General features: G+C 44.5%; 7 protein-coding genes, 1 tRNA gene and 1 riboswitch. Of the genes, 3 read left to right on the top strand and 5 right to left on the bottom strand.

The features are described from left to right. Positions 1-20 precede the first annotated feature (20 nt). The 5 genes from AC1RM2_RS10315 to AC1RM2_RS10295 all read right to left on the bottom strand — a co-directional run bounded on the left by AC1RM2_RS10315 (position 21) and on the right by AC1RM2_RS10295 (position 7555). A tRNA-Cys gene (locus AC1RM2_RS10315) sits at positions 21-93 on the bottom strand. Positions 94-216: 123 nt separating this feature from the next. Then, positions 217-1656, bottom strand: coding sequence for a SusD/RagB family nutrient-binding outer membrane lipoprotein (locus AC1RM2_RS10310; protein ID WP_492985022.1), 1440 nt, complete (start codon positions 1654-1656; stop codon positions 217-219). Between the two features lie 5 nt (positions 1657-1661). Next, a complete protein-coding gene (locus tag AC1RM2_RS10305; protein ID WP_492985021.1) occupies positions 1662-4844 on the bottom strand; it encodes a SusC/RagA family TonB-linked outer membrane protein in 3183 nt (1060 codons plus the stop codon). Positions 4845-5301: 457 nt separating this feature from the next. Then, positions 5302-5874 (bottom strand): peroxiredoxin family protein, encoded by a 573-nt coding sequence (locus AC1RM2_RS10300; protein WP_492985020.1) that lies wholly within the window; start codon positions 5872-5874, stop codon positions 5302-5304. Positions 5875-5993: 119 nt separating this feature from the next. Next, positions 5994-6107: riboswitch (SAM riboswitch) on the bottom strand. Positions 6108-6556: 449 nt separating this feature from the next. Continuing rightward, positions 6557-7555: a phosphotransferase enzyme family protein gene (locus tag AC1RM2_RS10295; RefSeq protein WP_492985019.1), complete on the bottom strand. Its 999-nt coding sequence runs from the start codon at positions 7553-7555 to the stop codon at positions 6557-6559. 534 nt (positions 7556-8089) lie between these two features. Between AC1RM2_RS10295 and AC1RM2_RS10290 the strand changes: the two genes are divergently transcribed. The 3 genes from AC1RM2_RS10290 to AC1RM2_RS10280 all read left to right on the top strand — a co-directional run bounded on the left by AC1RM2_RS10290 (position 8090) and on the right by AC1RM2_RS10280 (position 12621). Beyond that, positions 8090-9079: a WG repeat-containing protein gene (locus tag AC1RM2_RS10290; RefSeq protein WP_492985018.1), complete on the top strand. Its 990-nt coding sequence runs from the start codon at positions 8090-8092 to the stop codon at positions 9077-9079. A gap of 13 nt (positions 9080-9092) precedes the next feature. Then, positions 9093-10763, top strand: coding sequence for a M1 family metallopeptidase (locus tag AC1RM2_RS10285; RefSeq protein ID WP_492985017.1), 1671 nt, complete (start codon positions 9093-9095; stop codon positions 10761-10763). A 187-nt stretch (positions 10764-10950) separates the two neighbouring features. Further along, positions 10951-12621, top strand: coding sequence for a M1 family metallopeptidase (locus AC1RM2_RS10280; RefSeq protein WP_492985016.1), 1671 nt, complete (start codon positions 10951-10953; stop codon positions 12619-12621). The last annotated feature ends 191 nt before the right edge of the window (positions 12622-12812 follow it).

The raw sequence follows: 12812 nt of genomic DNA, 5'->3' as shown, positions 1-12812 counted from the left end.
ATATTTAAGGTTAAACCCGGAGGCGTGAGGGTGGATTCGAACCACCGTAAAGGGTTTTGCAGACCCCCGCCTGAACCACTCGGCCACTCCGCCTTTTATAACGCCTATCAATTAATATCACCCGAAGCAAATCAGCTTTAAGCTTTTAGCATTCAGCTTTCGGCGTTAAAAGCGGCCATGCCGGGTATCAACCCCAAACATGGCCGTTTATAATTTTTAATTTACATCAAACCATAATTTGGTTGTCAGCACATCGGCGCCCTGGCTGGCTACCGCCGCCTTGTAGTTGGCACCGTTTAACGATTGCTCCGTGCCCGGGTAAATAAACCGTACGGGCAGTTTGCCGCTTAACGTACCCGCTACAGCAGGCTGCAGCTGCGGGTAATCAAGTCTGCGCCACTCGGTGAAGCCTTCCAGTCCCTGGCCAAACAGGGCTATCCATTTTTGCTCGCCAATTGATTTTTTATAGTTGGTGGCATCGTATTGCACAGCAGGCAGGGCAGTGTAAGTGGCAATATCCGCATCGGCAATGCTGTATTGTTTTAATGCCGCAGTTACAGCCTGTTTGTATAGCGCGGCAGCGTCCCCGGCAATAAAGCCGCGTGCCACTGCTTCAGCCTGATCAAACAAAGTTTCAGCATAGCTGAGGATTACGGCAGGCGCATGCGGCGCTAAAAAGTACGTTCCCGGTTTGGATGTTTTGGTAAAACCCAGGTTGCTGGCATCGCCAACCAGCAAGCCGTTGGGTATGCCCACATAGGTTTGCGGTGTGGCATCTTTGGTTTTACTGGCATACACAGGCAGGCGCGGATCATTCAGCGCAAACAACTTATCGACAATAGTTTTGCTGATGCGGTAATCGTCGCGGGTATCAAACAAATTGCTGATGGGGTTTTGGTTTGGCGAATCTACATAGGTAAACTGCGCGGTTTCGGTATTGGCACTTATAAAGCTGCCGCCCTCGGTTTGTATATCGGCCAAAACCTGTTTGGCTTTTGCAGGCTCCCTATCGGCTATGCGCAAGGCAATACGCAGGCGCAGCGAGTTGGCAAACTTTTTCCACAAGGCTATATTGTTGCCATAGATAACATCGCCGGCAATGGCTTTTCCTGAGGGGTCAAGCGCGGTTTGGCCGGCTTTTAAATCATCAAGCAGGGCAAAATAAACATCCTTTTGGGTGTCATAAGCCGGGGTGAGGTACTGATCGATATTGGCTGCCTGCTTGTAAGGGATATTGCCGTATGCCTCGGTCAGCAAGGTAAATACCCACGAGCGCAGCACCAGCGCTACACCTTTGTAATTGGTATTGGCCTGCGCATCGCCCAGTTTAATGATCTGGTTAAGATTAACTATACTTTTTGAATAGCCTACCGTCCACAGCTCCTGGAAAGCACTGTTGCTGTATATATACCTGTCGGGATCGGTGTATTGAATTTTGGCCCAGTATTGTACAAACAGCAAGCTGGCATCCATGTTGTTGGCCGTGCCCCAATAGGTATCGGCGGTAACCTTGCTGGCTGCGGTAAGCAGGTAATCGGGCTGTGCCGTTTGCGAGTTATTGGGGTTTTTGTTAATATCTACCAGGTCTTTTTTGCACGATGCTGCCGATAACAACAGCGCGCCTGATAATATGAGGGTTGTATATTTAAGTTTCATGGTTATTAAAATTTAAGGTTGATGTTAAAGCCTATGTTGCGTACGGTTGGCAGGGTAAGGTCTTCAAGGCCCTGGCCGTTGCCGTTGTTAAAGGCGGTTTCAGGATCGATGTTTGGCGCGTTTTTATGGATTATCCACAGGTTGCGGCCAACAACAGATAGAGTTGCCGATTGCAGGCCTACGCTTTTTACCCAGTTTGAAGGGAAGGTGTAACCCAGTTTAACCTCGCGCAGTTTAATGTACGATGCATCGTAAACAAAAGCTTCATCAACATTGGTAAACCCTTTGTAGTATGATTGGGCAGGCAATATGGTGGTATTGGCCGTACCATCGGCTTTTACGCCTTTAAATATCATACCATCGTTGTACACGGTTACACCTGCCGGCGCGCTGCCGCTTACCTGTACCGCACCTGCTGATGCATTATTGCCCGGATAATAATAGCTGATACCACCATTTGCCGCTCCGCGCCCCGGCAGGGTAGAGGCCAGCACGCCGGTATAGGTGCCCGTGCGGTTGGTATTTGAATAGATAGACCCGCCAAACCGGGCATCAATTAAGAAACCAAGGTTTATGCGTTTGTAGGTAAAGTTGTTATTAATGCTGCCCAGCCAGTTGGGCGTAAATTTGCCCAGGTATTGTTTGGTTGGATTGATAACCGGTGTACCATTGGCGCCTATTACAATTTGCCCGGATGCATCGCGGGTGTAGGCGTTGCCATATAGGGTGCCGTAAGGCTGGCCAAGGGCGGCCAATACCTGTACGGTACGGTCGCTTCCTAATATGATGCTTTGAAGGCGGCCTTCATCATCAAGCTTAACTACTTTACTGCGGTTAAGTGAGTAGTTGGTGGTAATATCCCACGTAAATTCTTTTGATTTGATGGGCGTTAGGCCCAACTGTACCTCGATACCTTTATTGTTGATGCTGCCGCCATTAATCAGTTTTTGGCTGTATCCGGTTGATGGGCTTACATCAACCGTAACAATCTGGTTTATACTATTGGTATTATAAGCGCTTACGTCCAGGTGAACCCTGTCCTGGAAAAAGCCCAGTTCAAAACCGGCCTCGGCCGATGTGGTGGTTTCCGGTTTCAGTTTGCTGTTTAAATCAACAGTGCCCAGGCTTTGCTGCGGGTTTGAACCAAAAGGTGCGGTAAAATTGTAGTAATTGATAAGCTGATAAGGGGTTGTAGCCTTACCTACTTTCGACCATCCGCCGCGTAACTTGGCGTAGGTTAAAATGTCGCTTTTAATATCAAGCGCCTCTGATAGTATCAAACTGCCGTTAACCGAAGGGTAAAAGTACGACAGGTTGGCCGCGGGCAGGGTCGACGACCAATCGTTACGGCCGGTAAGGTTAATAAAAGCGTAGTTTTTAAAACCAATTTGTGCCGATGCAAAGTAGCTGTAAGTTTTAAGTTTGCCATAGTAGTTGGATGATACCAGCGGATCGCGCGAGTTACTTAAGGTATACAAACCGGCTACAGCCAGTTTAGGCGCTACCTGGTCGTTTTGCTCATTTAATATAGTGCTGATGTTACCGCCTCCTAAAACATCTAACGAAAAATCGTTATTCAGTTTTTTGGTGTACTGCAGCCTGGCTTCGGTATTGGTTTCGTTTACGGTGTAGGCATCTTCTTCGTATGATCCAAATGGGGTGCCGTTGGTCCCGTAAGCTACTTTAATTTTGCGCCTGTCGTTATAATAATCAGTCCCGGTACGGAAATTGGCCGATAAACCTTCGATGATCTTATAATTCAGTTCAACGCTTCCTATAATGCGGTTTTTGTGTTGCCCTACCGTGTTTTCATAAGCCAGCCAATAAGGGTTGCTATAGTAGCTGTTATTCCAGTTAAAGGTGTTGCCGTTTGCATCTTTATAATTTTTAAGCTGGCTGATATCAACCTGGCGGCCAAACCATGTAAACTGTAACATGGTGCTGGTTGCACGCCTGCCACCGGCGCCAGGCAGGTTATCGGCATCGTCTTTAATATAATTGGCAATGGTTGTAACCGTTAATTTAGGGCTTAGCTTAAAGGTAGAGTTCAATAAAAACGAGTTGCGGCCCTGCGAGGTGTTAGGAACAATACCGGTTTGGTGCAGGTTATTGTACGATAAGCGGTAGTCGGCTTTATCGCTGCTGCCTGCCAGTGCTACGCCGTTATTTAAGGTAACGCCCGTATTAAAAAAGTTTTTTACATTATCCGGATGGGCTACAAACGGAACAGCCTGGCCGTTGGAGTAAAACTGCGGAATAAGCGATCCATCCAAAGCGGGGCCCCAGCTTTCGTCAACGCCATCGTTAACGCCGCCGCCTTTGCCGTCTACATAGCTAAACTTGCCGTTTGATCCCTGTCCGTATTCGTTCTGGTAAGCGGGCAGAATGTTTACGGTAGAGAAGCTGGTGTTGGAGTTGATGGTAACGCCAAGCCCTTTTGCACCTTTACCTGTTTTGGTTTTAATAAGGATAACACCCGCTGCGGCCCGGTAACCATAAAGAGCCGCCGCGTTTGGCCCCTTAAGCACACTTACCGATTCGATGTCTTCGGAGTTAAGATCGGCTATGGCGTTGGCGAAATCCCTTGAACCGTTGGTGCCTAAAAACTGGCTGTTATCAACAATAACGCCATCAACCACAAATAAAGGCTGGTTGTTATTGCCTATCGATGTTTCGCCACGGATAATGATACGCGACGAACCCATATCGCCCTGGCTGTTGGTAACCTGTACACCGGCAATTTTACCTGCCAAAGCGTTCACCAGGTTGGTTTCTTTGGCTTCGGAGATGTCTTTTGATTTTAAGCCCTGAACCGAATAGCCCAGTGTCTTTTTATCTTTAGAGATGTTGAGCGCGGTTATCACCACTTCGTTAAGCGAGTTGGGGGCATCTTGCAGCACAATTTGCAAGTTGGTTTCGGCTTGTTTAACCGTAATTTCCTGCGTTGCAAAACCCAGGTAGGACACTTTAAGCACATCGTTAATATTGGCGTTCAGGCTGAATTTGCCATCGGCGCCGGTTTGTGCACCATTGGTGGTGCCTTTAACAGCTACACTTACACCGGGTAGGGGCAAGCCATCGGATTTAGCGGTTACCGTACCGCTTATTTTAACAGATTGCGCTGCAACTGTTTGGATGAGAAAAAAAGGCAACAGGATTGCCAGTAAAAATTTGTAGTTTTTTAACATGATAGTTAATGATTAATAGTTTTTATTGCCAGTACAGCAAAGCCAGCCAACAATATTTTGGGCATAGCAATGCCCGCTGTTGAATTTTTAGTACCGGTAAATTGATTGTTGATTGTGTTGGTTATAAGCCGGAACGGCCAGCTGCAGCAGGGGACCCGGGGCTAATAACCGTTGCCGTTATTTAACAGCAACAACGCATACCCTGCATATACAGGTAAACAGAAGCGGAAGAGGATGATACGGATTTGCGGGCAGGGAATACGTTTGGGAAAGGTGTCCTTGTTGTTTTCATAACAATTTGATATATAGATAGTAGTATTAAGTAGATAGTACTAAGTCTTGAGTCAAAAGTCATATTTATCTTTTTTTGACTTGGAACTTAAGATTTCCGGCTAAAGGCATTTCTCAAACCTAAAAATTAGCGTTTAACTTTAAGCCTTCTGCTTTTAGCTTTTAGTTAGTTTACAGATGCAGTTTTATTGTTCACCAATGCATCAACTACTTTTAGCATCGATGCAAACTCCTGGGTATCATAAAGGCGGGTGAGGTAAACAATTTTACCGTCTTTATCAATAACCACGTTGCGGGTTACGCCACTTTTTTTGTTGGCAAAGCGCCCGAAAATATCGGCACCCGGATCAAGCGCCAGCGGGTAGCTGATGTTCATTTCCTGCTGAAAATGCTGCACTTTTTCAAGCGGCTCGTCCCTGTCGACCCCGATGAGCACCAGGCCTTTGTTTTTATAGGCCTGCCATACATCTTTTTCAAGGTGCGGCATTTCCTGGCGGCATACGCTGCACCAGCTTGCTGTAAATTGCAGGATAACTACCTTACCCCGAAGCTGTTTTAGTGAAGTTTGGGTACCATCGGCCAACACCAGTTTAAAATCGTCGGGTGCCTGCTCGCCGGTTTTAACAATATAACCGCGATCAGTTGATGCGGGCAGGGGAGCCGGCGTTGCGGTTTGCGCAACAGCAAAATAGCCGGTTATTAATAATGAGCAGGTGATGAGTAGCTGTTTAATTTTCATAACGTAAATTTTAACTGCATTTAATGCAGGGTTAAAAGCGCTGAAACTTAATTAAAACAAGAAATTTGGGCGATAACGATATGATGGGTGCAGTTATAAAGCTGCCGGTAACGTAACATACATTATCTTTTCCGCGAATTATTAGCGGACAGGAATTAGCACCTTTATAACAATTGGGCTTACAGGTTGCTAAGACATCACAGGGCCTTTCCCTCCGTCTTTCTTGATAATTAAATTAAAGAACTGTTTGATGATGCAAATGTATAATATATTCTACTAAATACATAGACATTATATAATTTAATTGTCATGAAATGGGAAGGGGTGGGGACACGTGCGGTGAACGTTCAAATCGCTTTTCTACTCGTCGCTTGTATAAACCCCTCCCGGCCTTTACCCTCATTTCAACCGCACCCCTCCTGTTGGGCTACCGTGTGTACACATCTTTTGGAAACTTATCAATAAATAGAAAAATATCATTTCGAACGAATCAGAGGTGGATTTGAGAGGAGGGGTGAGGAGAAATCTTCTGCGACATGCTTGCAAATTTGCATGGTTGAATGCATGTCGTATAGGATTTCTCCTCGTACCTCGTTCGAAATGACATTTTCTTTTGTTTTAAAGATGTGTACACACGGTAGCCCGTGGGGAGGTAATTAAAAAAACCTTAATATTCTATAAATCACCCCTCACAGTACTTATCCACCCACACTTTTATCAACGCAACCCGATCCTTAATAAACTTCGGCCCAAAAAACGGGTTCGACCAATCGTCAAAATGTTCGTATTGAAACCCGAGGTAAAAAATCCAGAAGCCAACGCCAAGGTAAGGGATGGCTTTGAGTTCATCGTCGCTCAGCGCTCTCGTTTCGCGGTAGGCAGCCACAAAAACAGCAAACATCCGGTCGGCTTCGTCATCCTTAAGCTTACCCGTATATACATGCATAAAAAAATGGACGAAGAACGACATCAGGTCGTTAACAAGAAACCCTTTACCGGCAAAGTCGAAATCAAAAAATGTTAAATTACCGGCATCATCAAAATGAAAATTCTTGGGCAAAAAATCGTACTGGCCATAGCCATAGCTAAAGTTAACGGTATCCAGCGAAGTTAGCTTTTGCGCTACCTTACCTGCCAGATCTTTTAAATAAGCATACTCATCAGGCAGATCTTTAAAAGCAGGTTCAAAGCTTTTTATAGGATTGATAAGCGTAGTTTCAATGCTATATTCCCTGCGGGGATAACTAAGTTGGACCACCGAGGTAATGTTGTGAACCATAGCCATCTGCCATCCAATAGTTTTTAACTGATCGTCGTTTAAATCCATAACCGGGGCACCCTCGGCGTATGAGAACAGGATGCCGTAGCGGGCACCTTCGGGCGCGTCGAATTGTTGCAGCTGGCTGCCATCGATAGCTGTTATAGGATAAGCTACATTTGCGCCGCCATTTTTCAACAAGTTAAGCAGTTCCACCTCTGCCTGGATTTCATCGTGCGAGCGGTGCTGTTCGCGGTAAATCTTTAGTACGTATTTGGCATCAATCGCCTCGATGATATAGGTGTCGCTTACCCCGCGCAATAAAAATTTACAGCTAATGAGTTGCAAACCATAGGCAGCTTCGATATAATTTTTTAATGCAATGGCCGATAGGGTAGAATATTGTGCCGGAAAATGTGCCATAGTTTTAAAAATTGAAAAGGGCTGCAATGATACGAAAATGAATAAAATCGGGACGGGTTTTATCCTATTTTACAGGAAAATCGCGTTTAAACTTTTTTACGTCATGTAATAGGATTTTTAATGCCGAGACAGGTAACCCCTACGGGGCACAAAAAGAATTTAGATAAATATTGCTACAAACGGGTAGCCTCTACGAGGCAGCATAAACAACCTGCAAATACATAACAGGATTATCTAAAAAAACCGTAAACTTTTTTTTAGGACGATACATGACTAATAAAGGCGCTTGCCTCGTAGAGGCTACCCGTTTGTAGAAAAATGTCAAATTTATTTTTATGCCCCGTAGGGGCTACCTACCTTCCTATATCAAATTTAAAACGCCATTTCCCTGTCGTATTTTAGCTAACATTGGCTATTTATTAGCTGCTTACTGTAACAGTGTTGTATTAAATTATTTGTTAGCAATTATGTTGCTAAATTAGGCTGTTATTTTGACTGACTGCACCATCATTATTAAATTTTATTCATTGTAAGATGAAGTTATTTGCTTTCTCATTTTTCTTGACAACAACGAGGATTCAAATAAAACAGATATTTTTTGCCGGGTTATTATTGCTGTTATCTACAACATGCTTTGCGCAGGTTGACACCACAAAATATCCCTTTGACAAAAATATATTGGAGAGGTTTTCATACAGTCTTACTCAAAATGATTCTATAATTCCCGTTTACAGCGGCGGGAAATATGGTTACATAAATTCGGTTAGCAGAAGTAAAATAACAGAACAATTATTTGACCAGGCATATCCCTTTGAAGGCAAATGTGCCCTGATAAAACAAAACGGGAAATATGGTATAATTGACAAGCAAATAAATTATATAATCCCTCCCACGTTCGAAAACCCGGCAGATCTAACCGAGAAAAAAAACATAATTACCAGTACTGGCGACGCATTGGTTAAATGGTTTAACTATTATCAGGCTCGTTTTGATACTACTGCGTTTATTTTTGATGAACCGGTTGGACCTCAGATTTATTTTTTTAAAGAAGGGCATAAATTTTATTACGAACTAAATGACGGCAAAAAAACGAGATCGGCTGCCATTTACGATGCCGGCTTTACATTTAATAATTACATGGCTATTGCCAATTTACGGGGCAAATTAGGAGCGCTTTACAGCAATGGTAATATTGCTGTTCCATTTATATACAAGCAATTTGCAGGGGCAGAGGCAGGTAATCAATTTAATACCTTTTTTTATGCGATGAAGAAAGGGCGTTACTGGCATTACTTTAACGGAGGCAAACAACTATTTATAAGCAAACAAAAGCCTGTGTCAATGACCGAAAACGTGTTTGTTTTTAAAGAAGGCGAATTATATAATTATTACAATAAAGAAGGGATTAAGGTTTTGCCGCATAATTACAAGTGGATTTCTGCTAATGGCTGCCTTGCCATCAACCAAAGACATGAATTTGTGTTACTAATCCGCAAAACAGAAGAGTTTACTTATTTTAACTGATACAGTATCATACATGAATATAAAACAACTATACCACACCGCGCTGCTCCTGTTAAGCACCACGGCATTTTCTTTAACGGCCCACGCGCAACTCCTACAGGAAAAAGAAGCCTTTACCCATGCCGATAGCCTGCGCGGCAACTTAACCGCACCACGCACATGCTACGATATCAATTACTACCACCTGGATGTTAAGTTTGATATCGACCATAAAGCTATCAGCGGCAGCAACCTGTTTAAGTTTACCGCCACACAGGATTTTACATTGCTGCAGTTTGATTTGTTTGCTAACCTTAGTGTAGATAAAGTAGTTTACAAGGGCAAAACACTGCCTTTTAAGCGCGATGCCAATGCAGTGTTTGTAACTTTTCCAAAAACCGTTACCAAAGGCAGTAAAGATCAGTTCACGGTTTATTACTCGGGCAAACCAACCATTGCCATAAACGCGCCCTGGGATGGCGGCGTTGTTTACAAACAGGATTCGCTTAAAAAACCATGGGTGGTTACCGCCTGCGAGGGTGTGGGTGCCAGCATCTGGTGGCCCAATAAAGATCACCTGAGCGATGAGGTTGATAGCATGCTCATCAGCATCAGCGTACCCAAGGGATTAAAAGATGTATCTAACGGCCGCCTGCGTAAGGTTACGCCCTTAAAAGATGGCTATAGCAAATTCGATTGGTTTGTGGCCAACCCGATAAACAACTATGATGTGGTTGCCAACATTGGCGATTACGTACATTTTGGCGATACCTACATGGGCGAAAAAGGCAAACTTACCATGGATTACTGGGTGCTGCCCACCAGTTTAGAGAAAGCAAAAAAGCATTTCGGCGCCAATGCCAAACCTATGCTTAAAGCTTTTGAGCACTGGTTTGGCCCCTATCCTTTTTATGAGGATGGCTATAAACTGGTAGAGACCCCGCACCTGGGCATGGAGCACCAGAGTGCAACGGCCTATGGCAACCATTTTTTAAACGGTTATCTGGGCTACGATATGTCGGGCACCGGCTGGGGACTTAAATGGGATTACATCATTATTCACGAAAGCGGCCACGAGTGGTTTGGCAACAACATTACCGGGAAAGATCTGGGCGATATGTGGATCCATGAAAGCTTTACCTGCTATTCCGAATCGTTGTTCATTGAAGATAACTGGGGCAAAAAAGCCGGGCAGGATTACAACTTTGGTTTAAGGGAAGGCATTAACAACGACAGCCCTATTGTTGGCCCTTACAATGTAAACAAAGAAGGCTCGGGCGATATGTACCCCAAGGGCGCGGTAGTGCTTAACATGGTACGCACCATTATTAATGACGATGAAAAATGGCGCACCATCCTGCGCGGCCTCAACAAAACTTTTTACCACCAAACCGTCACTTACGATCAGGTGGTTAACTACATCACCGAACAATCGGGCAAAAACCTGTTACCGGTATTTGACCAGTACCTGCGCTATAAAGACTTGCCTATCCTGGAGTTTGCAACCGTAAGGGGCAAATTCAGCGCCAGGTGGATAGCCAACGCAAAAGATTTTACAATGCCGGTATTAGTGCGCGCAAAAGGCGGCGAGTATAAATTTATTACGCCTACAACACGGTTTACCCCTGTTGATGTGGATGGAGTAAATAAGGATAATATTGAGGTGGATAAATTGAATTTTTATATAGGGGTGTTGGTTGATTGAGAAGCCCCACCAGCTCCACCCAAACCCTCCCCGGTAGGGAGGGCTTAAAAAAATAACTATCAAAAGACTACCCTACCGGGGGAGATTTAGAGGGGCTGGGGGCTATGCTTAGAGTTAAACTATTTACAAACAATAACAAATCAAAAAGTCTCCCCTACCGGGGGAGATTTAGAGGGGGCTTATGAACATGGAAAATCTATACAAATACACACTCGGCCTTTTAATAGCCGGGGCAAGCGTTTTGCCGGCAAAGGCACAATTAGGTACAGTAAAAGAAAAGTTTACCCGCGCCGATACTTTACGCGGATCGTTAACTACACCGTTGCGTACCTGTTACGATATCAATTACTATCACCTGGATGTGAAGTTTGATGTCGATAAAAAATTCATCAGCGGCAATGTGCTGTTTAAGTTTACCGCAGTAAGCGATTTTGATAAGCTGCAATTTGACCTTTGGAATAACCTGAAGATTGAAAAAGTGGTTTACAAAGGGCAGGAGTTAAAATATACCCGCGAGTTTAACGCCGTGTTTTTAACCTTCCCAAAAAACATCAGCAAGGGCAGTAAGGACGAGTTTACTGTTTACTACTCGGGCAACCCAACTATTGCCAAGCGCGCACCATGGGATGGCGGTGTGGAGTATAACACCGATTCATTAGGCCATGCCTGGGTATCAACCGCCTGCCAGGGTATGGGGGCCAGCGTATGGTGGCCAACTAAAGATCAGCAGGAAGATGAGGTTGACAGCGCCCTCATCAGCATCAGTGTACCTAAGGGCTTAAAAGATGTATCTAACGGGCGCTTACGCAAAGTAACCGACCTAAAAGATGGCTATACCCGTTTCGATTGGTTTGTGGCAAATCCTATCAACAACTATGATATTGAAGCCAATATTGGCGATTACACCCATTACGAGGGCGTATACGATGGCGAAAAAGGTAAGCTAACCATGGATTTTTGGCCCCTAAGCTATAACCTTGATAAAGCCAAAGCACAATGGGGGCTTGATGCACCACGCATGCTCAAAGCATTTGAACATTGGTTTGGCCCGTACCCTTTTTACGAGGATGGCTATAAACTGGTAGAAAGTCACCACCTGGGTATGGAACACCAAAGCGGCACAGCTTATGGTAATCATTATAAAAACGGCTACCTGGGTCGCGACCTTTCGGGAACCGGCTGGGGCTTAAAATGGGACTTTATTGTAATACACGAAAGCGGTCACGAATGGTTTGGCAACAACATTACATCTAAAGACCTTGCCGATATGTGGATCCACGAAAGTTTCACCAACTACTCCGAATCGTTATTTGTAGAAACATTTTACGGCAAACAGGCCGGCCAGGAGTATGTACACGGCACCCGCATGGCCATTGCAAATGACAGACCGATTGTTGGCGCTTACGGCGTAAACAAAGAAGGATCGGGCGATATGTATTATAAAGGCGGTAACATGCTTAACATGATCCGCACGATTATTAACGACGATGAAAAATGGCGTGGTATCCTGCGTGGCCTCAACAAAACATTCTACCACCAAACCGTAACTTACAACCAGGTGGTTGATTACATCAGCAAAGAGGCAGGCATGAACCTTGCACCAGTATTTGAACAATACCTGCATTACAAAACCATCCCCATCCTCGAGATCATGTTCCGCGAAGGTAAAAGCTATGCCCGCTGGACCAGCACCGACGCTAAAGACTTTGCCATGCCGGTTAAAGTGCGCGTAAAAGGCGGCGATTACAAATTCATCACCCCAACAAAAGAGTTTAAACCTTTTGAGTTAGAAGGCATAACCAAGGATAACATTGAAGTTGACACATTTAATTATTATATTGGGGTGTTGGTGGAGTAGATGTTGGTGAGTGGTTGATTGGGTTGGATTGAGTTAAGTAGTTGATTGGGTTGGATTGAGTTGGATTGGGTTGATAAGTTAGAATAAGGATATTCTTTTCAGATCAATCCGTGTCCCTACTTAACTCAATCAACTACTTAACTCAATCCAACCCAATCAACTATTTTACAATTCCATGCAACCTCGCCAAA

The organism is Mucilaginibacter sp. GW822-FHT03E02, from assembly GCF_058801545.1.
This window is presented reverse-complemented; position numbering and strand designations above follow the sequence as displayed.

Excerpts from the sequence above, each read along its gene's own strand:
- AC1RM2_RS10295 (WP_492985019.1), bottom strand. The coding sequence starts at position 7,555 with ATGGCACATTTTCCGGCACAATATTCTACCCTATCGGCCATTGCATTA.
- AC1RM2_RS10280 (WP_492985016.1), top strand. The coding sequence starts at position 10,951 with ATGGAAAATCTATACAAATACACACTCGGCCTTTTAATAGCCGGGGCA.
- AC1RM2_RS10290 (WP_492985018.1), top strand. The coding sequence starts at position 8,090 with ATGAAGTTATTTGCTTTCTCATTTTTCTTGACAACAACGAGGATTCAA.
- AC1RM2_RS10310 (WP_492985022.1), bottom strand. The coding sequence starts at position 1,656 with ATGAAACTTAAATATACAACCCTCATATTATCAGGCGCGCTGTTGTTA.
- AC1RM2_RS10300 (WP_492985020.1), bottom strand. The coding sequence starts at position 5,874 with ATGAAAATTAAACAGCTACTCATCACCTGCTCATTATTAATAACCGGC.
- AC1RM2_RS10305 (WP_492985021.1), bottom strand. The coding sequence starts at position 4,844 with ATGTTAAAAAACTACAAATTTTTACTGGCAATCCTGTTGCCTTTTTTT.
- AC1RM2_RS10285 (WP_492985017.1), top strand. The coding sequence starts at position 9,093 with ATGAATATAAAACAACTATACCACACCGCGCTGCTCCTGTTAAGCACC.